This is a genomic window from Pseudomonas tremae (assembly GCF_023278125.1).
GTDB lineage: Bacteria > Pseudomonadota > Gammaproteobacteria > Pseudomonadales > Pseudomonadaceae > Aquipseudomonas > Aquipseudomonas tremae.
Genome location: NZ_CP066270.1, coordinates 1,695,025 through 1,719,175, shown reverse-complemented (window position 1 = coordinate 1,719,175; position 24,151 = coordinate 1,695,025). Strand labels below are relative to the sequence as shown.

At 58.9% G+C, this 24,151-nt stretch carries 24 protein-coding genes and 4 tRNA genes; 14 read left to right on the top strand and 14 right to left on the bottom strand.

The window, feature by feature from the left end; genetic code table 11:
• Positions 1–38 precede the first annotated feature (38 nt).
• From I9H09_RS07965 to I9H09_RS07945, 5 genes are all read left to right on the top strand, one after another.
• Positions 39–635, top strand: a complete 597-nt coding sequence (locus I9H09_RS07965; protein WP_005889842.1) for a septation protein A — start codon at positions 39–41, stop codon at positions 633–635.
• A 1-nt stretch (position 636) separates the two neighbouring features.
• Positions 637–936, top strand: a complete 300-nt coding sequence (locus tag I9H09_RS07960) for a YciI family protein (protein WP_005889840.1) — start codon at positions 637–639, stop codon at positions 934–936.
• An 86-nt stretch (positions 937–1,022) separates the two neighbouring features.
• Positions 1,023–1,700, top strand: coding sequence for a response regulator transcription factor (locus I9H09_RS07955; protein WP_024669853.1), 678 nt, complete (start codon positions 1,023–1,025; stop codon positions 1,698–1,700).
• Positions 1,701–1,864: 164 nt separating this feature from the next.
• Positions 1,865–2,371, top strand: a complete 507-nt coding sequence (locus tag I9H09_RS07950; RefSeq protein ID WP_005889833.1) for a hypothetical protein — start codon at positions 1,865–1,867, stop codon at positions 2,369–2,371.
• An 87-nt stretch (positions 2,372–2,458) separates the two neighbouring features.
• A complete protein-coding gene (locus I9H09_RS07945; RefSeq protein WP_005889831.1) occupies positions 2,459–3,817 on the top strand; it encodes a sensor histidine kinase in 1,359 nt (452 codons plus the stop codon).
• A gap of 114 nt (positions 3,818–3,931) precedes the next feature.
• Here I9H09_RS07945 and I9H09_RS07940 read toward each other — a convergent pair whose 3' ends face one another.
• Complete coding sequence (locus I9H09_RS07940) at positions 3,932–4,492, bottom strand: nitroreductase family protein (protein ID WP_005889829.1); 561 nt, start codon at positions 4,490–4,492, stop codon at positions 3,932–3,934.
• 174 nt (positions 4,493–4,666) lie between these two features.
• Between I9H09_RS07940 and I9H09_RS07935 the strand changes: the two genes are divergently transcribed.
• Together I9H09_RS07935 and I9H09_RS07930 are read left to right on the top strand one after the other, a co-directional pair.
• A complete protein-coding gene (locus tag I9H09_RS07935) occupies positions 4,667–6,121 on the top strand; it encodes a TrkH family potassium uptake protein (protein WP_024669855.1) in 1,455 nt (484 codons plus the stop codon).
• A gap of 104 nt (positions 6,122–6,225) precedes the next feature.
• A complete protein-coding gene (locus tag I9H09_RS07930; protein WP_005889823.1) occupies positions 6,226–6,537 on the top strand; it encodes an Mpo1-like protein in 312 nt (103 codons plus the stop codon).
• Positions 6,538–6,540: 3 nt separating this feature from the next.
• Here the strand turns inward: I9H09_RS07930 and I9H09_RS07925 are convergent, their stop codons facing one another.
• From I9H09_RS07925 to I9H09_RS07915, 3 genes are all read right to left on the bottom strand, one after another.
• Positions 6,541–7,362: a UDP-2,3-diacylglucosamine diphosphatase gene (locus I9H09_RS07925; RefSeq protein ID WP_005889821.1), complete on the bottom strand. Its 822-nt coding sequence runs from the start codon at positions 7,360–7,362 to the stop codon at positions 6,541–6,543.
• Positions 7,363–7,456: 94 nt separating this feature from the next.
• Positions 7,457–7,759 carry an Rdx family protein gene (locus tag I9H09_RS07920; protein ID WP_024669858.1) on the bottom strand — a complete coding sequence of 101 codons (303 nt, stop codon included), beginning with the start codon at positions 7,757–7,759 and terminating at the stop codon, positions 7,457–7,459.
• Positions 7,760–7,914: 155 nt separating this feature from the next.
• A complete protein-coding gene (locus tag I9H09_RS07915; RefSeq protein ID WP_024669859.1) occupies positions 7,915–8,823 on the bottom strand; it encodes a LysR family transcriptional regulator in 909 nt (302 codons plus the stop codon).
• Between the two features lie 189 nt (positions 8,824–9,012).
• Between I9H09_RS07915 and I9H09_RS07910 the strand changes: the two genes are divergently transcribed.
• A complete protein-coding gene (locus I9H09_RS07910; protein WP_122347594.1) occupies positions 9,013–9,735 on the top strand; it encodes a pirin family protein in 723 nt (240 codons plus the stop codon).
• 111 nt (positions 9,736–9,846) lie between these two features.
• On the opposite strand, the gene I9H09_RS07905 is transcribed toward I9H09_RS07910, so the two are convergent.
• The 4 genes from I9H09_RS07905 to I9H09_RS07890 form a co-directional block, all read right to left on the bottom strand.
• Positions 9,847–9,922, bottom strand: a tRNA-Gly gene (locus I9H09_RS07905).
• Between the two features lie 4 nt (positions 9,923–9,926).
• Positions 9,927–10,002 (bottom strand) — tRNA-Glu (locus I9H09_RS07900).
• A 100-nt stretch (positions 10,003–10,102) separates the two neighbouring features.
• Positions 10,103–10,178 (bottom strand) — tRNA-Gly (locus I9H09_RS07895).
• Positions 10,179–10,180: 2 nt separating this feature from the next.
• A tRNA-Glu gene (locus I9H09_RS07890) sits at positions 10,181–10,256 on the bottom strand.
• Positions 10,257–10,581: 325 nt separating this feature from the next.
• Here I9H09_RS07890 and I9H09_RS07885 point away from each other — a divergent pair.
• Positions 10,582–11,340: a hypothetical protein gene (locus I9H09_RS07885; RefSeq protein WP_054998457.1), complete on the top strand. Its 759-nt coding sequence runs from the start codon at positions 10,582–10,584 to the stop codon at positions 11,338–11,340.
• A gap of 61 nt (positions 11,341–11,401) precedes the next feature.
• On the opposite strand, the gene I9H09_RS07880 is transcribed toward I9H09_RS07885, so the two are convergent.
• Together I9H09_RS07880 and I9H09_RS07875 are read right to left on the bottom strand one after the other, a co-directional pair.
• Complete coding sequence (locus I9H09_RS07880) at positions 11,402–11,884, bottom strand: GAF domain-containing protein (protein WP_122347595.1); 483 nt, start codon at positions 11,882–11,884, stop codon at positions 11,402–11,404.
• Positions 11,881–12,771 carry an ATP-binding protein gene (locus tag I9H09_RS07875; protein ID WP_054990799.1) on the bottom strand — a complete coding sequence of 297 codons (891 nt, stop codon included), beginning with the start codon at positions 12,769–12,771 and terminating at the stop codon, positions 11,881–11,883. Before I9H09_RS07875 ends, I9H09_RS07880 begins: the two co-directional genes overlap by 4 nt.
• 89 nt (positions 12,772–12,860) lie before the next feature.
• Here I9H09_RS07875 and I9H09_RS07870 point away from each other — a divergent pair, with 89 nt between their 5' ends.
• A complete protein-coding gene (locus tag I9H09_RS07870; RefSeq protein WP_024669862.1) occupies positions 12,861–15,200 on the top strand; it encodes a hybrid sensor histidine kinase/response regulator in 2,340 nt (779 codons plus the stop codon).
• A gap of 6 nt (positions 15,201–15,206) precedes the next feature.
• Here I9H09_RS07870 and I9H09_RS07865 read toward each other — a convergent pair whose 3' ends face one another.
• Entirely contained in the window at positions 15,207–15,692 is a 486-nt protein-coding gene (locus tag I9H09_RS07865; protein WP_024669863.1) for a glutathione peroxidase, read from the bottom strand.
• 115 nt (positions 15,693–15,807) lie between these two features.
• Entirely contained in the window at positions 15,808–16,203 is a 396-nt protein-coding gene (gene msrB / locus I9H09_RS07860; RefSeq protein WP_024669864.1) for a peptide-methionine (R)-S-oxide reductase MsrB, read from the bottom strand.
• Positions 16,204–16,393: 190 nt separating this feature from the next.
• Here msrB and I9H09_RS07855 point away from each other — a divergent pair, with 190 nt between their 5' ends.
• The 3 genes from I9H09_RS07855 to I9H09_RS07845 all read left to right on the top strand — a co-directional run bounded on the left by I9H09_RS07855 (position 16,394) and on the right by I9H09_RS07845 (position 19,612).
• The gene (locus I9H09_RS07855; RefSeq protein ID WP_005889803.1) at positions 16,394–17,605 is read left to right on the top strand and encodes a pyridoxal phosphate-dependent aminotransferase; all 1,212 of its coding nucleotides are present in this window, start codon (positions 16,394–16,396) and stop codon (positions 17,603–17,605) included.
• A gap of 254 nt (positions 17,606–17,859) precedes the next feature.
• Complete coding sequence (gene htpX, locus I9H09_RS07850) at positions 17,860–18,747, top strand: protease HtpX (protein ID WP_005889801.1); 888 nt, start codon at positions 17,860–17,862, stop codon at positions 18,745–18,747.
• Positions 18,748–18,844: 97 nt separating this feature from the next.
• On the top strand, positions 18,845–19,612 hold the full coding sequence (locus I9H09_RS07845; RefSeq protein WP_054990798.1) for a DODA-type extradiol aromatic ring-opening family dioxygenase: 768 nt from the start codon (positions 18,845–18,847) through the stop codon (positions 19,610–19,612).
• A gap of 91 nt (positions 19,613–19,703) precedes the next feature.
• On the opposite strand, the gene I9H09_RS07840 is transcribed toward I9H09_RS07845, so the two are convergent.
• Together I9H09_RS07840 and I9H09_RS07835 are read right to left on the bottom strand one after the other, a co-directional pair.
• Complete coding sequence (locus tag I9H09_RS07840; RefSeq protein WP_487250748.1) at positions 19,704–21,383, bottom strand: DEAD/DEAH box helicase; 1,680 nt, start codon at positions 21,381–21,383, stop codon at positions 19,704–19,706.
• Positions 21,384–21,836: 453 nt separating this feature from the next.
• Complete coding sequence (locus I9H09_RS07835) at positions 21,837–22,598, bottom strand: spermidine synthase (RefSeq protein WP_005889793.1); 762 nt, start codon at positions 22,596–22,598, stop codon at positions 21,837–21,839.
• A gap of 172 nt (positions 22,599–22,770) precedes the next feature.
• Here I9H09_RS07835 and I9H09_RS07830 point away from each other — a divergent pair, with 172 nt between their 5' ends.
• On the top strand, positions 22,771–24,117 hold the full coding sequence (locus I9H09_RS07830; RefSeq protein WP_122346605.1) for a class II 3-deoxy-7-phosphoheptulonate synthase: 1,347 nt from the start codon (positions 22,771–22,773) through the stop codon (positions 24,115–24,117).
• Positions 24,118–24,151: the final 34 nt, after the last annotated feature.

Here is a 24,151-nt window from a genome sequence, read left to right as displayed (position 1 = left end):
TGTTATTATGCCGCCACATCCTGCTTCTGGCTGCCATTGTGAAACAATTCATCGACTTCATCCCGCTGCTCCTGTTTTTCATCGTTTATAAAACCGAGCCGCGCGCCGTGGATATCCTCGGCAATACCTACATGGTAGGCGGCATTTTCAGTGCAACGGCGATGCTGATCATCAGTTCGGTGGTGGTTTACGGCATTCTTTACATCAAACAGCGCAAGCTGGAAAAAAGCCAGTGGCTGACGCTGGTCGCCTGCCTGGTGTTCGGCAGCCTGACACTGGCCTTCCACAGCGAAACCTTCCTGAAGTGGAAAGCGCCGGTGGTCAACTGGCTATTTGCGGTCGCCTTCGCCGGCAGCCACTTCATTGGCGATCGCCCGCTGATCCAGCGCATCATGGGCCACGCGCTGACCTTGCCGGCGGCCATCTGGACCAGACTGAACATCGCGTGGATCATCTTCTTCCTGTTCTGTGGAGCGGCCAATCTGTACGTGGCGTTCACCTACCAAGAGTTCTGGGTCGACTTCAAGGTGTTCGGCAGCTTGGGCATGACCCTGCTGTTCCTGGTCGGTCAAGGCATCTACCTGTCGCGTCACCTGCACGACACCGCTCCCAATACGACCAAATCCGAGGACTGACATGCTCTACGCAATCATCGCCACCGACGTCGAAAATTCGCTGGAAAAACGCATGAGCGTTCGCCCTGCGCACCTTGAGCGCCTGAATGCGCTAAAAGACGCTGGCCGACTGGTGCTGGCCGGCCCGCACCCTGCGGTCGACAGCAACGATCCAGGCGCAGCCGGTTTCAGCGGCAGCCTGGTCGTGGCCGAATTCGAATCACTGAGCGCAGCCAAAGCCTGGGCCGACGCCGACCCGTATGTTGCAGCAGGCGCCTATGCTCATGTCGTGGTCAAGCCGTTCAAGCAGGTCATGCCCTGACCCTGCCCGACCGACTTTTTAACAGCTCTGCTTTCTGATCGAGGCAGAGTCACGCGGCACCCCGGCAGTGGCCAATTGAGTGAGTCATGAGCGAGCTGTTACTAATAGATGATGATCAGGAGCTGTGCGAACTGCTGAGCAGTTGGCTGAGCCAGGAAGGCTTTCAGGTGCGCGCCTGCCACGACGGCAACAGCGCGCGGCGGGCACTGGCCGAAGCGGCCCCGGCTGCCGTGGTGCTGGATGTGATGCTGCCCGATGGCAGCGGCCTGGAATTGCTCAAGCAATTGCGCGCCGACCACCCCGACCTGCCAGTGGTCATGCTCTCGGCACGTGGCGAACCGCTGGACCGCATTCTGGGCCTGGAACTGGGTGCCGACGATTACCTGGCCAAACCCTGCGACCCCCGCGAACTCACTGCCCGGTTGCGCGCGGTGCTGCGTCGCAGTCATCCGGTGGCATCGTCTACACAGCTGGAACTGGGTGACCTGACGTTCAGCCCGATGCGCGGCGTAGTCAGTGTCGACGAAAAGGAATTGACCCTCACGGTGTCCGAGAGCCGTCTGCTGGAAGCCCTGATGCGCCAGCCTGGCGAGCCGCTGGACAAACAGGAACTGGCACAACTGGCACTGGGTCGCAAACTGACACTGTACGACCGCAGCCTGGACATGCATGTCAGCAACCTGCGCAAGAAAATCGGCCCACACCCGGACGGACGTCCGCGCATCGTCGCACTGCGCAGCCGCGGCTACTATTACAGCCTCTGAACAGTTGAAAGCCGCACGCCAAAGCCTTTCGCCTGCAACCCGAAGGGTGCGACGTGTAGCGCTTCCCTTACACAAGCTTTACCAAGCGCTGACTGCGCTTGACCTTGTTCTCCCTAAACTGGGCTCATCGGCATCAAGCCGCACTAGAGACAAGGAGATACACCATGCGCAAGACCCTGATCGCTTTGATGTTTGCCACTGCCCTGCCGACCATTGCCATGGCTGCACCGCCACCTCCACCACCAGGCGGCCCTGACGCAGACGCGCCAGCCATGCGCCTTGATCGTGGTAATCAAGGCCCAGGCCCGGACATGCGTCGCGGCCCAATGGGTGAACCCGGCCCAGGCATGCATCGCGGACCAGGCCCGCTGGGAGACCTCGACCTGAGCCGTGAGCAGCGCCAGCAGATCGACAGGCTGATGCGTGAGCAGAAGCATGAACGTCATGACATCACTCAACGCTACCTGGACAAGATGCCTGCTCCCGAGCAGAAAGCGATGTATAACGAAATCAATGCCAAGCGCGCCCAGACTGACAGTGCAATTCGTGTACTGCTGAGCCCGGAACAGCAGAAGCAGTTCGACGAAATCAAGAAAAGGCAGGACGAACGTCGTGCCGAATGGGCCGAATTCAAAGCCTGGAAAGCGGAAAAAGCGGCAAAAATGCAATAACTGTCAGGCCGTCCGGCCTGACGCGTTGCAACGAACCCGGCATGCACACGCATGCCGGGCTTCTTTTATTCAGATCGAGGAAGTCCCGTGCGCTCACTGTTCTGGCGAATCCTGGCCAGTTTCTGGCTAGCCATTGCTCTGGTGGGAGGCCTGTCAGTGCTGGTGGGGCATATGCTCAATCAGGATGCGTGGATCCTCAATCGCCATCCGGTGCTCAATACGTTGCCGGAACAATGGACACAACGCTTCGAAGAGCAGGGGGCGAATGATGCTCAAGAGTTTCTCCAGGACATCAAACGCCGTAATCGCATTGACGTTCAGGTACTGAGCGACAGCGGCGAGCCTATGGTGCGGGGCACTTTCCCACCCCGTGCCGCAGCGCTCGAAGCCAGGCAGCAAGCCGATGAGGATCAGGGGCGCAAACTGCCCTGGCGGCGGCTGGCGACTGAATACGTAAGCCCCAAAACCGGCGAAACCTACCTGTTCATCTACCGCGTCCCGCACCCGGAACTTGATGCCTGGCATCGCCAGAGCCTCATGTGGCCATTGAGTGCGCTGGGCATCGCCCTGGTGGTGCTGACCCTGTTCAGCCTGTTTGTGACACTGTCGATCACTCGCCCGCTGAACCGACTGCGCGGTGCGGTGCATGATCTGGGGCAGACCAGCTACCAACAGCAAAGCCTCGGGCAACTGGCCAATCGTCGGGATGAATTCGGCGTGCTGGCCACCGATTTCAACCGCATGGGCGCACGCCTGCAAAGCCTGATTGGTAGTCAACGTCAGCTATTGCGCGACGTGTCTCATGAACTGCGCTCACCGCTGGCGCGGCTGCGAATCGCGCTGGCACTTGCCGAGCGGGCAGAACCTGCCGAACGGGAACGACTATGGCCGCGCCTGGGCCGTGAATGCGACAGACTGGAAGCATTGATCAGCGAGATTCTAGCCCTGGCGCGTCTGGATGCCGATTTCGCTGTCCCGGAGCCCATTGACCTCAACGCGCTGTTAAACCGCCTGAAGCATGACACGCACCTGGACGGCGTCGAGCAGAATATCAACGTCGAGGTTCAGAGCGCTTTGCAATTGCAAGGCTGGCCGGACATGATCGAGCGGGCGCTGGACAATCTGTTGCGCAATGCCTTGCGCTTCAATGCCCCGGGGCAGAGCATCGAGCTGCAAGCGATTCAGGCTGGCAACCGCATCCGTCTGAGCGTTCGCGATCACGGTCCGGGCGTCGCAGACGAGCACCTGGCGCAACTCGGCGAGCCTTTTTATCGAGCGCCTGGACAGACTGCTCCGGGGCACGGCCTGGGTCTAGCGATTGCCAGACGGGCAGCTGAAAGGCACGGCGGCAGCCTGATTCTGGGCAATCACCCGGAAGGCGGCTTTATCGCGACGCTCGATCTGCCGCTCGAGCCGGCCAACGCTAGGTCGCTTCAGACGGTGTAGGAAACGTCGCCGAACAAAGGCCATGCAAGGGGCAACGGGCGAAAACCGGTCGAGCTCGCGCTCGATCGGTTATCAACGCAGTAGCACCGACGTGCAGCAGTTTTCCTGTAACGACTAGCCCTGCCACTCGCTGACATACTCGCCCACGTCAACTTTAGGGGCCTGGCGTGGCGGGTTTAGCGGCGTGCCCAGGTAAAGAAAACCGATCACTTCTTCACCTTCATCAAGCCCGAAGCCCTTGGCAACCTGCGGCGCGTAGGACAATTCGCCTGTACGCCATACCGCTCCGACACCCAGCGCATAAGCAGCCAGCAGCACGCCGTGGGCCGCACAACCAGCAGTGATCAATTGCTCCGAACGCGGCACCTTGAAGTGGTCCTGCAGCCGGGCGATGACTACCACGACCAGCGGCGCGCGCAACGGGCCAAGACGGGCCTTGTCCAACGCCTGCTGGGTGACTTCGTTGCCGCTTTGCTGCAGCGCCTCCACCAGCAGCTCGCCCATGCGCTCGCGGGCCGAGCCTTCGACAGTCAGAAAACGATACGGCCTCAACTGGCCATGATCGGGCGAGCGCAAGGCCGCACCGAACATGATTTCCCGCTGAGCCGCGTCCGGGGCCGGGTCGACCAGTCGCGGTACAGATACGCGATTGAGCAAAACGTCGAGCGCCTGCATGGGCGGTCTCCTTGAAAAATGATCTGACATTCTAGAGCCTGTTTACCGTCAATAACGAGCATGACCGGCAAATCCTTACCCTTTGTGTCGAACCTTCCGGCCCGCCATGCCGGTTTACTTGGCACAAAGCGCAGGTAGAATGGCGCCTTTCCCAGACACCGCCCAGAGCCATCCATGTCGTTGCCGACCCTTCGCATCATTGGTTTCATCATCGGCATCTTCCTGATCACTCTGGCGGTCGCGATGATTGTGCCCATGGCGACGCTGGTCATCTACGACCGTTTCGAAGACCTGCGCGAGTTTCTGTGGGCCAGCGCGATTACCTTCATCGCAGGACTGGCGCTGGTGGTGCCCGGACGTCCCGACAATGTGCAACTGCGCCCACGGGACATGTACATGCTGACGGTTTCCAGCTGGATCGTGGTGTGCATCTTCGCTGCCCTACCCTTTCTGCTGACCCAGCACATCAGCTACACCGACTCGTTTTTTGAAAGCATGTCGGGCATTACCGCCACCGGCTCGACCGTACTCAGCAATCTGGACAGCATGTCGCCGGGCATTCTGATCTGGCGCTCGATGCTGCACTGGCTCGGCGGCATCGGCTTCATCGGCATGGCGGTGGCCATTCTTCCGTTATTGCGTATCGGTGGCATGCGCCTGTTCCAGACCGAGTCTTCCGACCGCTCCGAAAAAGTCATGCCGCGCTCGCACATGGTCGCAAAATTTATTGTGCTGGCCTACGTCGGCTTTACCGCGCTGGGCAGCCTGGCCTTCTGGGCAGCAGGCATGAGCCTGTTCGATGCGATCAACCACGCGATGTCGGCCATTTCCACCGGTGGTTTTTCTACCTCCGACCAGTCGCTGGCCAAGTGGCCCCAGCCTGCCGTGCATTGGGTCGCCATCGTGGTGATGATCCTCGGCAGCCTGCCCTTTACTCTCTATGTCGCGACCCTGCGCGGCAACCGCAAGGCGCTGATCAAGGATGAGCAGGTGCAGGGGCTGATCGGTCTGTTGCTGCTCACTTGGCTGGTGATGACCGTCTGGTACGCCAACACCACGGACCTGCCTTGGACCGAAGCGTTGCGCCATGTGGCCCTGAATGTCACGTCGGTGGTCACGACTACAGGCTTTGCACTCGGCGACTACAGCCTGTGGGGCAATTTCTCGCTGATGCTGTTCTTTTACCTGGGCTTCATCGGCGGCTGCTCTGGCTCGACAGCGGGCGGCGTGAAGATTTTCCGCTTCCAGGTGGCCTACATCCTGCTCAAGACCAACCTCAATCAGTTGATCCACCCGCGCGCTGTGATGAAGCAGAAATACAACGGCCATCGTCTGGACGACGAGATCGTTCGCTCGATCCTGACCTTTTCGTTCTTTTTCACGATTACCATCTGCCTGATTGCGCTGATGCTGTCACTGCTTGGTCTGGACTGGATGACCGCGCTCACCGGCGCCGCCAGTACGGTGTCCGGCGTAGGGCCAGGCCTGGGTGAAGTCATCGGGCCGGCCGGTAATTTCTCTACCCTGCCGGATGCCGCCAAATGGATTCTGTCCGGCGGCATGTTGCTGGGTCGACTGGAGATCATTACCGTGCTGGTTCTGTGCGTACCGGCGTTCTGGCGACATTGAGGCCGACCACCGCGATAACACGCCTTCCCGCGCTGCCCCCCTCGTCTTCCGGGCTCTTCGGGACTTGTGTATAACAACAGGAACCAACACGAGGGTGGCGCACCGTGGATACCATCAAGCGTTTCTCAAGCTTTGCCGAGTTCTATCCCTTCTACCTCGCGGAACACAGCAGCAGTACCAGCCGGCGCCTGCATTTTATCGGCACGTCGCTGGTGGTCTTTTTGCTGGCGTTCGGCTTGGGCAGTGGCCGATGGGGGTTGTTGTGGCTGCTGCCGCTTGCGGGTTACGGCTTCGCTTGGGCAGGGCATTTTTTCTTCGAGAAAAACCGTCCGGCCACGTTCAGGCACCCGTTCTACAGCCTGCTCGGCGACTTCGTGATGTACCGCGACATGCTGTTGGGCAAGGTGCCGTTCTGAGGTTCAGGCAGCAGGCTCGCTGACCGGTTCCTGCGTCACCACTTGCTGCGCTTTCAGGTGTGCATCAGCCAGGCGGAACAGTTCGATGTTGCCATCCAGGTGCTCGATCAAGGCAGTACAGGATTCGACCCAGTCACCGCAATTAAGGTATTCCACACCGCCCACCTGACGAATTTCAGCGTGGTGAATATGCCCACACACCACGCCGTCCAGACCGCGCTTGACGCACTCGTGGGCGATGGCTTCCTCGAAGTCGCTGATGAAGCTCACGGCGCTCTTGACCTTGTGCTTCAGGTACGCCGACAACGACCAATAGCCATAGCCATACTTGGCCCGCCAGTGGTTCAGCCAGCGATTGAGGGTCAGGGTGAACTCGTAGGCCGAATCGCCCAGAAAGGCCAGCCAGCGGTGATAACGGGTGATCACGTCGAACTGATCGCCGTGTATCACCAGAAAACGTCGGCCATCTGCCGTCAGGTGCTCGATTTCGTCTACCAGTTGTATGTTGCCCAGCACCAGTTTCGAGTAACGGCGCAGAAACTCGTCATGATTGCCCGTGACGTAGATGACCTCGGTGCCACGCTTACTCATGGTAAGCAGGCGGCGGATCACGTTGGTATGCGCTTGTGGCCAATACATGCCGCCACGCAGCTTCCAGCCATCAATGATGTCGCCCACCAGATACACCTTGTCAGCCTGATAGCGCTTGAGAAAGGCAGACAAATGCTCGGCCTGGCAATCACGCGTGCCAAGGTGAACGTCGGAAATCCACAAGGTCCGCACACGTTGTTTGCGGCTGGGTGTGGCGAGCTGGGCACTGCTCATGGGGACGACCTCCGGCATGGTTTCGAAGAGAGTGGAGCATGCCGGTTAACTGAATGTGACACGCACATGGCGATGTCGTGACAGCGGCGCCGTCTTACCGAGGGCTGTCGGGCGTGGGTCGGTCGTTATGGCCGAGATCGCGTGCCGGATCGATCTGGTCCCGGAGGCGCTGCTTGAGCACTTTGGCCTCGGGAAAGCCGCCATCGGCCTTGCGCTCCCAGAGCTGCACACCGTCACAGGTGATGCGAAATGCGCCACCGGTGCCAGGCTGCAGAGACACCTTGCCCAAGTCGTCACTGAAGGTACTCAGCAACTCCTGAGCCAGCCACGCTGCACGCAGCAGCCACTGACACTGAATGCAATAGGTGATGACTACTTCGGGTTTTTCGGCAGGCATGAATGTCCGCTCCAGCAAAGACAGACGACCATCATACCCAGCGCAAGACCAATCAACGAGCGCTGGTGCTACGTCGCAGTGTTCGGCGCCATACTGATGTGTGACGGCAAGGCAGCGTTTGCCGGATGCAGCGAGGGATGACGTGGGAATTCCGATCAGTTGCGCAGATCATCCGGCTCAATCCCAGAATCAAGGCGCTCACGCAGAAACTCGACAAATGCCTGCACTGGCCGCGACGCCTGACGGTGCTGCGGGTAAACTGCTGACAGCGTCAGCGGCTCGGGCCGCAAATCATCCAGCACACGAACCAGGCTCCCGTCGCGCAACGCTGCACCGACGATAAAGGTCGGCAAATAGGTGACACCCAGCCCGGCAAGGGCGGCGTCCTTGAGCAGCTCACCGTTATTGACGCGCATTCGGCCACTGACGCTCAGGCTGGTTGCCTTGCCCACATTCTGAAAACGCCACTGCACCTGACGACTGTGCCCGTAAGGCAGACAATCGTGAGCGTGCAAGTCCTCGGGTTTTTGCGGCGTACCACGCTCGGCGAGGTACGCCGGGCTGGCGCAGTAAACCCGATCAATCGACGCAATGCGCCGCGCAATCAAGCTGGAATCCTCCAGCAAGCCAATACGCAGTACCACGTCATAACCCTCACTGATCACGTCCACCGGACGGTCGCTCAGATCGACTTCCACCGCCACATCGCGGTAACGCTTTAAAAATTGTGGCAGCAGGCAGCCCAGATGAGCAACTGCAAACGACAGCGGCGCACTCAGGCGCAGCGTGCCTCTGGGCTCATGGTTCTGCCCGGTGATGCCCTGCTCCACTTGTTCGACCTCGGCCAATAGACGCAGGGACGATTCGTAGTAACTCTGGCCCAGTGGCGTGACATCCAGGCGTCGTGTCGAGCGGTTGAGCAGACGCACCCCTAGCCGCTCCTCCAACTGCATCAGGCGACGGCTGACAAACTGCTTGGACAGCCCGAGCTTTTCGGATGCCGCCGTGAAGCTGCCAGACTCCATGACCTGGCAGAAAATTCGCATGTCTTCAAAAGGATTCATGGGTCGCGGCCTGAGTGTGATCAACAAGATGTTCACCCAGAGCCTAACGTTCCGCTGGGCACTGTCAACCTCAGCGAGACAGTGATTCATCTCTCAGCCCCTTATTGCGACAGTCGATAAGCCGTAATCTTCGTCTCACTTGATCGATTGCTGAATGTGCAGCATCGATGTATGGATGGAGAAAGAATCATGCTGACTCTTCGCAAGGCCTCCGAGCGTGGCGCTGCTAATCATGGCTGGCTGAAATCCTTTCACACCTTCTCTTTTGGCGGCTATCGCGACCCGCGGCAGCAGGGGTTTTCTGACCTGCTAGTGATCAACGATGATCGCGTTGCTGAAGGCAAAGGCTTTGGTCAGCACCCGCACCGCGACATGGAGATATTTTCCTACGTGCTGGAAGGCGCACTGGAACACAAGGACACACTGGGCACCGGCTCGGTAATTCGCCCGGGTGATGTGCAGCTCATGAGTGCCGGCAGCGGCGTGGCGCACAGTGAATTCAACCATTCGCACTCCGAGGGCGTGCATTTTCTGCAAATCTGGATCGTACCGAACGTTGCAGGTGCAACGCCGAACTACCAGCAGGAGCATTTCAGCGCCGAGCAGAAACGCGGCCGTTTGCAGTTGATCATCTCGCCGAAAGGCGAAAACGGTGCGCTCAAGGTTCGTCAGGACGCTCGCGTGTATGCCGGCCTGTTCGATGGCAACGAAACTGCGACGCTGGAGCTGGCACCCAACCGCTACGCTTACGTGCATGTTGCCCGTGGCAGCGTCGTGCTCAATGGCGAGCAACTGGGCGAAGGGGACGGTGTACGGGTGCGCAACGAACAGTTGATCAGCCTGAAAGACGGCGTCGACGCAGAGGTGCTAGTGTTTGACATGCGCCCTAATGAAATGCCGCAGATGCCTTGATGGTAAGCGCCGGACAACGCTGCTTCACAGCAAGTGGCGTTGTCTGGAAATGCCGATCAGTAAAACGCACAAACAAAAACGCCGCTCTATTGAGCGGCGTTTTTGTGAATTTGGAGCGGGAAACGAGACTCGAACTCGCGACCCCGACCTTGGCAAGGTCGTGCTCTACCAACTGAGCTATTCCCGCAATATGGCGTCCCCTAGGGGACTCGAACCCCTGTTACCGCCGTGAAAGGGCGGTGTCCTAGGCCACTAGACGAAGGGGACACTGCCTGAAACACAATGGTGTGTGTTTCAGTTCCAGACACCATCCGAAGATGTGTACTGGTTTCACTCAACCCTGCCCTGAAGCAAAGCTGCTTAAAAATGGAGCGGGAAACGAGACTCGAACTCGCGACCCCGACCTTGGCAAGGTCGTGCTCTACCAACTGAGCTATTCCCGCAATGGCGTCCCCTAGGGGACTCGAACCCCTGTTACCGCCGTGAAAGGGCGGTGTCCTAGGCCACTAGACGAAGGGGACACACGTACAACATTCACTACTTATTTGCGCTACGCTGTGTGCTTTACGCTGTAAGTGGCGCGCATTCTATGGATGGTTTGAGAAGGCGTCAACCCCCATCTGAAAATTTATTGAAATCAATAACTTCGACGTCGGCCAGACAGTGGCCGACAGCAACCGGCCGTCCGCTGGCCTGACCTATATTGCTCAGTTGCCTGATCTGCCCTCATCTATATAGAAGAGATGCCGACAAACTCCGAGAGGGCATCTATGCGCAGTAGTGCTTAGCCACTACACTCGCACTAAAACTAATTGAACAAATGAGGTTTGCACAGTGACTCCACTCATGATCACGCTGATGGTACTGGCAGGCATTGCGCTGCTGATCGCGATCGGCTACCTGAATCACGTCGCTGAAAACGGCAAACTGGAAAAAGCCCGCACCAAGGTTGAACTGAGTGATCGCCTGCGTCGCTGCGGTGAAATCACTGAAGTGTTTCCAGGTCAGCTGATGTCACCCGCACTGAAGTTGCTTTTGACACGCCTGGAACTCAACGTTGTGCAGCGCATGCTTAATATGGAGAAAGGCAACGCCCAGCTCAAGCACCGCATCGGCGAACTGGAAGAGCAGATTGCCAAAGGCGAAGGCATCGATGTGCCCAACCCGGTCTCGCCTATTCAGACCGAAGCCAAGGCCAAGGATGTACGGTTTCTGCTGGAAGCCCTGCATGGCCAGGTCACGCGGGCTGCGCATGACGGTTTTCTGCAAACCAGCGAAGCCAAGCACTGGATTCGTGAGATACGCACTATTCTGGTCAACCTGCATATCGAGTTCTTCAACAATCTGGGTCAAACCGCACTGTCTCAGGACCAGCCAGGTCAGGCACGCCTGGCCTTCGAGCGCGGCGTGCAGTATTTGCGTAACCAGCCCGACCCTGTCACTTATCAACAGCAACTGCTGGCGATGGAAAAGCAACTGGCCCGTGCCAACTCGGTGGTCTTGACCAACACCGCACCTACCGAAGATGACGATAACGCTCTGACTGAAGGCCTGAAACAGGACGACACCGAGTCGGAATGGAAGAAAAAAGTCATCTACGACTGATGACTGCCCGCGCAGCTGCCCGAATAGCCATACGGGCAGCATAAGGTCGATTGATGCTGGCTCAGCAATCGGTCGACGCCAGGAAGATGGCTGCCAGACGCTCCACCCCCGACTGATCCGCCTCCTTGAAGCGCCCTACACTCGGACTGTCCAGGTCCAGCACGCCAATCAAACGTCCCTCCTTGACCAACGGCACAACGAGTTCGCTGTTCGACGCACTGTCGCAGGCGATGTGCCCTGGGAACTCGTGAACATCCTGAACACGCTGGGTCTGCCGGGTGTGCGCCGCCGCCCCGCAGACTCCGCGACCGAACGGGATGCGCACGCAGGCGATCTGACCCTGAAACGGTCCCAACACCAGTTCTTCGTCACGATTGAGATAAAAGCCAGCCCAGTTCAGGTCTTCGATCTGGGTGTAGAGGAACGCCGAGAACTGCGCCGCGTTGGCGATGAAATCACGCTCATCGGCCAGTAACGCCTCAAGCTGTGCGGCCAGCAGCCCGTAACCCTCAAGACCTGCCCCGGTGTTTTGCAAATCGATCATGCCTGTTGCTCCAACAATTCAAGTCCTACCCAATAACGCGCAAATTGATAAGCGCATCGGCCGTTTCGGTTGCCGCGCGCGGTTGCCCAGCGAATGGCAGCCTTTTCAAGAGGCTCGTCACGCTGCCATTGCAGTCCAGCCTTGTGTGCCAGTTGCGTGATCCAGTGCTCGACCACGTTCAGATAATGCTCCTGAGTAAACGGGTAGAAAGACAGCCACAGCCCGAAGCGATCGGACAGGGCAATCTTGTCTTCTACCGCTTCACTGGGGTGCAGTTCACCGTCGACGTGCTGCCAGTTGACGTTGTCGCTCTCCTTCTCCGGCACCAGATGGCGACGATTGGAGGTGGCGTACAGCAGCACATTGTCCGGTGCCTGCTCCAGCGAACCGTCAAGCACGCTTTTCAGCACGCGATAATCGCCCTCCCCCGACTCGAACGACAGGTCATCACAGAACAGCACGAACCGCTGCGGCAGCGCCTGCAATTGCTCGACCACACGGGGCAGATCCCCCAGGTGATCACGTTCGATCTCGATCAGACGCAGGCCCGCAGGCGCATATTCGGCAAGCAATGCCCGGATCAGCGACGACTTGCCAGTGCCCCGCGAGCCCCACAGCAAGGCATGGTTGGCAGGCAGGCCTGCAATGAACTGGCGTGTATTGCGCCCTAGCTGATCACGTTGCCGGTCAACGCCGATCAGGTCGGTCAGGCGTGTATCCAGACTGACCTGCAAAGGCATCAGATAGCCGCTGCGCCCTTCGCGCACCCAACGGGCAGCCAGCGCCTTTGTCCAGTCGACAGGGTCTCGCAGGGCCGGCAGCAATGGCTCCAGACGGGCCAGCACCGCGTCAGCGCGCTGCAGAAAAGCATCCAACCGAGAATCCACGGGATCTCCTCACTATTTAACTGATGGGTGACCGGTGCCGATCAGCTATGCTTGACCGGCATCGGCACGACAACTGACAGTCATTACTCATGGATATATCGCTCAAGAACAGGCTTTCATTCAAACAGGCACGACTGTCCGTTCTGATCGGCTTCGTGCTTGGAACCCTGCTGAGCGTGGCGCAGATTGCGATCGATTATGCCAGTGAAGACGCTTCCATCAATCGGGAAATCAAGTCACTGCTGGAAATCATCCAGAATCCCGCCTCGCGAATTGCCTACAACATCGATGCCGAACTGGCTCAGGAACTCACCCTCGGGCTGCTGCACTCGCCTGCGGTAGTCAGTGCCAGACTGACCGACAACAACGATACGGTACTCGCCAGCGTTGATCGACCAATGGCCACAGGCCGCTATCGAGTGCTCAGCGACTGGCTGTTCGGCGAAAGCCGGCAGTTTCAGGAAAAGCTGCACCTCGATCACCTTCCTGACGAAACCATCGGCACACTGTACCTGACTGTCGACACCTTCGCGTTCGGCAGTCACTTCCTGCAACGCGCAGAAATCACCCTGCTCAACGGATTTTTACGCAGTCTTGCGCTGGCCGGCATTCTGACCATCCTGTTCTACGCAACCCTGACCAAACCGCTGGTAAGGGTCATCCGGGAATTGAGCAGTCGCGATCCGCGCAGCCCCGATCAGGCAAAGATAAACTGCCCGCCGCACCACGAGCAGGATGAAATCGGCGTGCTGGTCGCGACGTTCAATCGCCAGTTCGAAACCGTGAGCACCGAGTTTTCCAGACGCCGTGCGGCCGAGGACCGGCTGAACGATCACCTCAACGAGCTGGAAAATATCGTCTCGGCGCGTACCGACGAGCTCAAGGCAAGCAACCTGCGCCTGCGCGAATCCAATGAAGAGCTGCAGATAGCGCGCAGTACTGCGCTGGACATGGCCCATGCGCGCGCAGCTTTCCTGGCGCACATGAGCCATGAAATCCGCACGCCGCTGAACGGCTTGCTGGGCATGCTGGCGCTGTCGCTGGACAGCCCGCTGGGCGCAGAACAACGCCAGCAGCTGATGATTGCCCATGACTCGGGCAAGGTCCTGGTGGAACTGCTCAACGATATTCTCGACATGTCCAAATTCGACGCCGGTCACCTGGAGATCGAGCGCATTCCTTTTGATCTCGGCGCCTTGATCGAAGACACCGCCAACCTGCTCTCGCAGAACGCGGCGCCCAGTGTCGAGTTGACCTGCCTGATCGAGCCGGACTTTCCGGCGATGATCACGGGCGACCCGACCAGAGTCCGGCAAATCGTCAGCAATCTGCTGTCCAATGCCCTCAAGTTCACCCGCTTCGGACGCGTCGATGTGCGCCTGACTCACCATGCGGACGCCACGCTCGGAGACAATCGCATCCGTATCGAGGTGCGCGATACCGGCATAGGGATCGCGCAGGATGCGCAGGCCAGGATTTTTCAGCCATTCACTCAGGCAGAGACCGCCATCACCCGCCAGTACGGTGGCACCGGACTGGGTCTGGCACTGACCCACAATTTGTGCGAGGCCATGAATGGCAAGCTGAGCATTCACTCGCTGCCGGGGTTCGGCAGTCAGTTCAGCGCCGAATTGCCATTGCCGATCCATATGCCTGCGGTCGCCCAAACCCCACTCAAAGGCCGTGTCACGGTCATCAGTTCGGCGGGCAGCGGGCTGGTCGAACTGCTGGGCACTCTGCTGCCTTACTGGGGCGTGGACCTCAAGCGACGCAGCGCTGACGACCTTGATCCGGATGACACGCCGGACCTGGTGATTACCGACTGCCCGGAATGCCTGTTCGCCATTCGGCCGAGGACGCCAGTACCGATATTACTGGTCACCGCGTACGGCAACTTCATGCCTAGCGAACAGGTTGCTGCCCTCGCCCCGCTGCAACAGCAGGCCCGACCGCTGGCCCGAAACGCGCTTTACCATACGCTGCGACGAATCCTGAATCATGAAGAGACAGGTATCGGAGACCCAGCGTCAGGCGAACAGGCAACACAACGGCTGGCGCGGGTCCTTTTGGTAGAAGACAACCCGGTCAATCAACTGGTCGCTAAAAGCATATTGGTCAAACTGGGGTGCGAAGTGGTCGTCAGCAGCCATGGTGGCGAAGCACTGGAGCAACTGGAACAAGGCCATTTCGATCTGGTATTGATGGACTGCAACATGCCGGTCATGGATGGCTACGAAGCCAGCCGCCAGATCCGCAGCAGCGGTCGCTGGCCCAACCTGCCGATCGTCGCCCTGACCGCCAACGCCATGCCTGACGAACGCGAGCGCTGCAAGGCGGCAGGCATGAACGACTACCTGGCCAAACCGTTCAGACGGACCGAACTTATCAGCATTCTGGACCAGTGGATACCGCTCACCGAGAACAGCTGAAACCGCCTAACGCAACAGCGCCTCGATTTCACTGGTCAGCTCTTCAGGCTTGGTCAGGGGGGCGAAACGCTTGACCAGAGTGCCGTCCTTGCCGATCAGAAACTTGGTGAAATTCCACTTGATACGCTCGGTTCCCAGCAAGCCCGGCGCCTGCTGTTTGAGCTGGACGAACAACGGGTGGGCCTGAGGGCCATTCACGTCTGTTTTTTTGAACAGCGGGAAGCTGACACCGTAGTTCAGCTCGCAAAACCCCGAAATAGCGCCTTCATCGCCCGGCTCCTGCTTGCCGAACTGATTACACGGAAAGCCGAGCACTACCAGCCCATTATCCCGGTAGTCCTGCCAGAGCTTTTCCAGCCCCTGATACTGAGGCGTGAAGCCACACTTGCTTGCCGTGTTGACCACCAGCACCGCCTTGCCGGAAAAATCGGCGAGGGTTTTCTGTTCTCCCTTGATCGTGGTGACCGGGATGTTGAGCAGGTTTTCACTCATGACGAGACCTAGGTTCGAGACAGGACGGGAAAGACACCGCCTGACGATAGCGCGCAAGAAGGCAGCTGCGCGCACGCCAGTTTTCATAATTGTTGCCGGCAAATAGCAAGGTGCGCTAAGCGCGAGTCTCCAGCGTCAGGCACACCGAGTTGATGCAATAACGCAGGCCGGTCGGTGGAGGGCCGTCGGGAAATACATGCCCCAGGTGAGCGTCACATTTGGCGCAGACGACTTCGGTACGAATCATGCCATGACTGATATCGCGTACTTCGACCACCGCACTGCCTTCCAGCGGCGCATAGAAACTCGGCCAGCCGCAACCCGAGTCGAACTTGGTTTGCGAATCGAACAGCGCCTCGTTGCAACAGATGCAATGGTAGACACCAGCTGTTTTTGTGTTGTTGTACTTGCCGGAAAACGGCCGTTCGGTGGCTTTCAGTCGGCACACATTGTATTGCTCCGGGTCGAGCATCTGCTTCCACTCTTCAAGCGTTTTTTGCATCTTGTCCACAGGTACACCTCCAAACTCGAAAAAGCCCGATCTGTGTCTTTTCCGCAGATCAGGTGGCACGTATGATTGCGCCCATTCAGACCCCAGTCTGTCACCCGTGTTTGTCGCATACAAACCCATTTTCATGGCGAGCGTGCAGCAACCCTCATTGCAGGCCGGCAACACCTCGTCCATTTTCGGGATCATCACCATGCAGTTCAACAAATCGAACAAGCTCGCAAACGTCTGCTACGACATTCGCGGGCCAGTGCTCAAGCACGCCAAACGTCTGGAAGAGGAAGGCCATCGCATCCTCAAGCTGAATATCGGCAACCCGGCACCGTTTGGTTTCGAGGCGCCGGACGAAATTTTGCAGGACGTGATCCGCAACTTGCCGACAGCCCAGGGCTACAGCGACTCCAAGGGCCTGTTCAGCGCCCGCAAAGCCGTCATGCAGTACTACCAGCAGAAACAGGTCGAAGGTGTCGGCATTGAAGACATCTATCTGGGCAACGGCGTTTCCGAACTGATCGTGATGTCGATGCAGGCACTGCTCAACAATGGCGACGAAGTGCTGGTGCCGGCTCCCGACTATCCACTGTGGACGGCAGCCGTTGCGCTGTCGGGTGGAAGCCCGGTGCATTATCTGTGCGACGAGCAGGCCAACTGGTGGCCGGACCTGGAAGACATCAAGGCCAAGATCACCCCGAACACCAAGGCGATGGTCATCATCAACCCGAACAACCCGACGGGTGCGGTTTACTCACGCGAAGTGCTGCTGGGCATGCTGGAACTGGCACGTCAGCACAACCTGGTGGTGTTCTCCGATGAAATCTACGACAAGATCCTCTATGACGATGCCGTGCACATCTGCACCGCCTCGCTGGCGCCGGACCTGCTGTGTCTGACATTCAACGGCCTGTCCAAGTCCTATCGGGTAGCGGGCTTCCGCTCCGGCTGGATTGCCATTTCCGGGCCGAAGCACAACGCGCAGAGCTACATCGAAGGCATCGACATCCTTGCCAACATGCGCCTGTGTGCCAACGTGCCCAGCCAGCACGCCATCCAGACCGCTCTTGGCGGCTACCAGAGCATCAACGACCTGATTCTGCCACCAGGCCGCCTGCTGGAGCAGCGCAACCGCACCTGGGAATTGCTCAACGACATTCCAGGCGTCAGTTGCGTGAAGCCGATGGGCGCGCTGTATGCGTTCCCGCGTATCGACCCGAAAGTCTGTCCGATCTTCAACGACGAGAAGTTCGTTCTCGACCTGCTGCTGTCGGAAAAACTCCTGGTGGTGCAAGGCACGGCGTTCAACTGGCCCTACCCTGATCACTTCCGCGTTGTGACCCTGCCGCGCGTCGACGAACTGGAGCAGGCCATTGGCCGCATCGGTAACTTTCTGAAAGGTTATAGTCAGTAAGCTGTCGCGCTGCCTGGCTGCCCCGACCCGTTCGGGGCAGTTTATTTCTATCCCGCAAAAACTGTCTTCAGGCACAGCCTCCACCCCTTCAGGCATCGACCACTCTGGCTCAGGCGCTGTTCAGCTTTCCCGGATTACCATTGATTGCGACGGCAGGACACAGTTTGAAATAGTCCCTGTGTTGAATAGCGACGGTCATCACCTTATATACCCGGCATCGAGTTACATATTTACCTGAGGAGAACGTTTCGACCATGATGCGCATTTTGCTGTTTTTGGCCACTAACCTTGCGGTCGTGCTGATTGCCAGCATCACCTTGAGCCTTTTTGGCTTCAATGGGTTCATGGCGGCCAACGGGGTTGATCTAAACCTCAATCAGCTGCTGGTTTTCTGCGCTGTGTTCGGTTTCGCGGGCTCGCTGTTCTCGCTGTTCATCTCCAAGTGGATGGCGAAAATGAGCACCGGCACTCAGATCATTACCCAGCCTCGCACTCGCCATGAGCAATGGTTGCTGCAGACCGTCGAACAATTGTCTCGCGACGCAGGCATCAAGATGCCGGAAGTCGGTATTTTCCCGGCCTATGAAGCCAATGCATTCGCTACGGGCTGGAACAAGAACGACGCACTGGTAGCAGTGAGCCAGGGCTTGCTCGAGCGCTTTTCGCCGGATGAAGTGAAAGCTGTACTGGCGCACGAGATCGGCCACGTTGCCAACGGTGACATGGTCACGCTGGCACTGGTGCAGGGTGTGGTGAACACCTTTGTGATGTTCTTCGCCCGCATTATCGGGAACTTCGTCGACAAGGTGATCTTCAAGACCGAGAACGGTCAGGGTATTGCCTACTACATCACGACGATCTTCGCCGAACTGGTGTTGGGTTTCCTGGCAAGCGCGATTGTCATGTGGTTCTCGCGCAAACGGGAATTCCGCGCTGATGATGCAGGTGCCCGACTGGCAGGCACTGACGCAATGATTGGCGCTCTGCAACGCTTGCGCTCAGAACAGGGCGTACCGGTGAACATGCCTGACAGCCTGACGGCGTTCGGCATCAACGCCGGCCTCAAGAAAGGCCTGGCAGGCATGTTCATGAGCCACCCGCCGCTGGAGCAACGCATCGAGGCACTGCGCCGTCGCGGCTGAACATCTAAATACCCGATAAAAAACCGCTGGAACTTATATTAGATTTAGATCATGAGGATGAACGACTATGGTTCATCCTCATTTTCTGGAGCTTTGAATGTTCCCTAGCCTCTTCATTTCCCACGGCTCCCCTACCTTGGCCCTGGAGCCCGGCGAGAGCGGCCCTGCCCTCAGGCAACTGGCTGCCAGCCTGCCCAGACCTCGCGCCATCGTGATGGTGTCTGCGCACTGGGAAAGCCATGAGCTTATTGTAAACGGCAACCCTCAACCCGAGACCTGGCATGACTTTGGCGGCTTTGCAGCCGAGCTGTTCGCGGTTCAATACCCCGCACCGGGGCTGCCGGAGCTGACCCGGACGGTCGTCGAACTGCTCGCAGCGGATGGTCTGACGGCACGCATCGACAGCAGAAGGCCATTTGATCACGGCGTCTGGGTCCCTTTGTCGCTAATGTACCCGGACGCCGACATCCCTGTGGTGCAGGTCTCACTGCCAAGCCGTCAGGGACCAGCGCTGCAGACACAAGTGGGCAAAGCGCTCGCCGGGCTTCGAGAACAAGGCGTGCTGATTATCGGCTCAGGCAGCATCACCCATAACCTGCGGGATCTGAACTGGAACGCGGGCCCGGGAAGCGCCGAGCCTTGGGCTGTGGAGTTTCGCAACTGGATGGTAGACAAGCTGCATGACGACGATGAAGCAGCCCTGCACCACTACCGCACCCTCGCCCCGCATGCCAAACGTGCGCATCCAAGTGATGAACATCTGCTGCCGCTGTATTTCGCCCGAGGCGCAGGGGGCGCTTTCAGCATTGCTCACCAAGGCTTCACCATGGGCGCGCTAGGGATGGACATCTATCGGTTCGACTGACCCTGAACAACGCAGGCACTGCAGAATCCGGAATAAAAAAATCCCCGAACCAGTCGGGGATTTTTTATGTGCCGATCAGCTCAAGAGCGGATCAGTCTTCGCGATAGCGACGCAGTTTGAGCTGCTTGCCGGCAACGCGGGTGTCCTTGAGCTTGGTCAACAGACGCTCAAGACCATCTTCCGGCAGTTCTACCAAGCTGAAGCTGTCACGAACCTGGATACGGCCGATGGCTTCGCGAGCCAGGCCGCCTTCGTTGAGGATGGCGCCCAGCAGGTTCTTGGCAGCGATGCCATCACGCGCACCCAGCGCGGTACGGCAACGTGCACGACCTTCGGCCAATGGAACCGGCGCACGACGCTCGCGCTCTGGACGATCACCACGGTCGCTGCTGCCGCTGCGTTCTGGACGATCACCGCGAGGGGCGTTGTTCGGAACCAGCGGACGGTCACGCTCGATGGCTGCCAGGGTAAGAGCCTGACCGTTGGTAGCCTTGCGCAGCAGTGCAGCAGCGAGGGCACGCGGGCTGCAACCGATGTCGGCAGTCAGACGATCCAGCAGATCGCCATGAGTCGATTCGGCATCGGCAACCAGCGGCGACAGGCTGTTGGTCAGTTTCTTGATGCGAGCATCCAGGACGGCCTGGGCATCCGGCAGGCGGGCTTCCGCAACCTTCTGACCGGTAACACGCTCGATCACCTGCAGCATGCGGCGCTCGCGAGGAGTCACCAGCAACAGAGCACGACCTTCGCGACCTGCACGACCGGTACGGCCGATACGGTGAACGTAGGACTCAGGATCGTAAGGCATGTCCACGTTGAATACGTGGGTGATACGAGGAACGTCAAGACCACGGGCGGCAACGTCGGTCGCAACAACGATGTCCAGACGGCCATCCTTGAGGGATTCGATGACGCGCTCACGCTGGTTCTGGGCGATGTCGCCGTTCAGTGCAGCAGCCTTGTAGCCTTTGGCTTCAAGGGCGCTTGCCAGGTCCAGGGTCGCCTGCTTGGTGCGGACGAACATGATCAGGGCGTCGAAGTCTTCGACTTCCAGCAAGCTCAATACAGCCGAGGTCTTCTGGTCAGCGTGAACCAGCAGGTGAGCCTGCTCGATCGCGGTAACGGTCTGGGTCTTGGTCTGGATCTTGACGTGCTTCGGGTCACGCAGGTGGCGTTCGGCGATGGCACGAATAGATTGCGGCAAGGTGGCCGAGAACAGGACGGTCTGGCGGGTTTCAGGCATGGCCTTGAAGATGACTTCGAGGTCGTCCATGAAGCCCAGCTTGAGCATTTCGTCCGCTTCGTCGAGAACCAGATGGTTCACGGTCGCCAGGACTTTCTCGTCACGACGCAGGTGGTCGCAGAGACGGCCCGGAGTAGCGACGACGATCTGTGCGCCATTGCGGATGGCCTTGAGCTGAGGGCCCATAGGCGCGCCGCCGTAGACCGCTACAACGGTCACGCCCGGCATTTGTTTTGCGTAGGTCTCGAACGCGGTGGCAACCTGAAGTGCCAGCTCGCGGGTCGGGGCCAGGATAAGTGCTTGCGGCTCGCGCTTGCTCGGGTCGATCCGGTGCAGGATAGGCAGTGCGAACGCGGCGGTTTTACCCGTACCGGTTTGCGCCTGACCGATCATGTCGTGACCGGCGAGAATAATCGGGATCGATTGCTGCTGGATGGCCGAAGGCTCTTCGTAGCCAGTGGCGACGACAGCTGCAACGATATTTGGATGAAGTTCGAGAGCGGCGAAGCCGCCGATTTCCTGGGTCATGGGTCTGCCTCTAGTGCATCCGCAAAGACCCATGCTTCAAAGCTGCGCGTGCCGTGTACGACCTTGAGGTCACCCTGGCTGCTTTGTCGGCGGGGATTTGCGAAAACGTTTGATGAATGGATCGTCCAGGCTAGTCCGCTATGCGAACAAGCGACCGAAGCTGGCTTCGGGGAACTGCAATACCTCGACGAGGGCCGTGTTAAGGCCGGCGCGCACTATACCGGAAATACGCACCTTGGTGAGTCTTTTTTTATGAAACATTACGCCCTGCGAGTGCAAAAGCTGGCATTGACCAGCGGCGCGACAGGCCCTCGCCAAAGCGCGGACCAGAGATTACGGGCATTGTCGCTTAAACGTTTAATCTATTTCTTCGGATGACCGGTATCGCGCCCTGCAGGGTGTGGCGAATTGTCCTACCCGAATTTCCGCATAATCGGCGCATCGCCAGGCTTGTCAGGTCGCTGAACGGACAGCCCGGATCAATGAAGCCAGCGAGTACCCCAAACGTGGTGCAAGTGCTTCAGCACGTACGCTGAGCGCCTCGATATCAAGCACCTGATCCAGATCGGCAGGCACGATCAGAATCACGTTGCCCTCCTTGACCGGCAGCTCCCAGTAATGACGATGGTACAGACCACGCAGCAGCGCCGCGCCCAGCGGCTTGCCATCGTCGGTCGCCCACTGGTTGATGATCAGCCAGCCGCCGGGCGTGAGACGCTGCTGGCAGCTCTGCAGAAAATTCCAGGCCAGATGCCCGACGCCAGGCCCGACATCGGTATACAGGTCGACAAAGATCAGATCAGCCGGTTCCGCGCTGTGCAGCAGATCCAGCGCGTCGCCGATGCGGATGTACAGCCGAGGGTCATCATCCAGCCCCATGAACTCCATCGCCAGACGTGGCACGTCGGGACGCAGTTCGATCACTTCCACATCTTCCAGCGGCAGGAACTTCATGCAGGCCTGGGTCAGCGTCCCGGCGCCCAGACCGAGAAACAATGCGCTCTCCGGCGCCTCGTGGCACAAGGCGCCGATCAACATCGCACGGGTGTAGTCATACTCCAGCCAGCTCGGATCAGCCGTGAAGGTGCAACTCTGTTCAATTGCATCGCCGAACTCGAGGAAGCGGTAATCCTCCACCTCCAGCACGCGGATCATGCCGAAGTCGTCATGGACCTCAGCCAGAATTCGTTCTACGCGCTCACGCTCTTCCGTCATCACCGTTCCTGGTCCTGGGCCGCACCGGGCGCAAAGCTCGAATTGTCGGGCAAGCGCACCGTTTTGTCACACTTTGCAGGCTGCAACACCTTTCCAGTGATCTGCACCACGCTGGCAGCGTGACGACGAACTGCTAACATGCCTGTCCGATTGCGCAACCCAAGAGCCAATGATGAGCCAACCCTGGAGCCCCGACAGCTGGCGGGCAATGCCGATTCAACAGCAACCCCTATACCCTGACACAGAGCATTTGCTGAAAGTCGAACAGACGCTGGCCAGCTACCCGCCGCTGGTATTCGCAGGCGAAGCCCGCGAGTTGCGTCGCCAGTTTGCCGAAGTCACCCAGGGTCGGGCGTTCCTGTTGCAAGGCGGCGATTGCGCAGAAAGCTTCATGGAGTTTTCTGCGGCCAAGATTCGCGACACGTTCAAGGTGCTGTTGCAGATGGCAATCGTCATGACTTTTGCCGCCGGCTGCCCGGTCGTCAAGGTCGGACGCATGGCCGGACAGTTTGCCAAGCCACGCTCGGCCAATGACGAAACCATCGACGGCGTGACGCTTCCTGCGTATCGGGGTGACATCGTCAACGGTATCGGCTTCGACGAAAAAAGCCGCGTGCCGGATCCGGAACGCCTGATCCAGGCCTACAACCAGTCCACTGCCACCCTCAACCTGTTGCGCGCTTTCGCTCAGGGCGGGTTTGCCGACCTGCATCAGGTACACAAGTGGAATCTGGACTTTATCGCCAACTCGGCGCTGGCCGACAAATACAGCCAGTTGGCGGGTCGTATCGACGAAACCCTGGCATTCATGCGCGCCTGCGGCATGGACAGCTCGCCGCAACTGCGCGAAACCAGCTTCTTCACCGCCCATGAGGCGTTGTTGCTCAACTATGAAGAAGCCTTCGTGCGGCGCGACAGCCTGACCAACGATTACTACGACTGCTCGGCGCACATGTTATGGATCGGCGATCGCACCCGGCAACTGGACGGCGCGCACGTTGAATTCCTGCGCGGGATGAACAACCCGATCGGAGTAAAAGTCGGCCCGAGCATGAACACCGAAGACCTGATTCGCCTGATCGACACCCTCAACCCGGACAACGACCCGGGACGTCTGAACCTGATAGCGCGTATGGGTGCCAACAAGGTCGGCGATCACCTGCCACAGCTGATTCGTGCGGTCGAGCGCGAAGGCCGCAAGGTGCTGTGGAGCTCCGACCCGATGCATGGCAACACCATCAAGGCCAGCAGCGGTTACAAGACCCGCGACTTCGCGCAGATCCTCGGCGAAGTGAAGCAGTTCTTTCAGGTGCATCAGGCAGAAGGCACATACGCCGGAGGCATCCACATCGAAATGACCGGTCAGAACGTCACCGAATGCATCGGCGGCGCCCGACCGATTACTGAAGACGGCCTATCGGACCGCTATCACACGCACTGCGACCCGCGCATGAACGCCGATCAGTCGCTGGAACTGGCGTTCCTGATTGCCGAAACCCTAAAGCAGGTCAGACGCTGACCAACGCGTGCCAGATCAACTGCCCGCTCGAAAC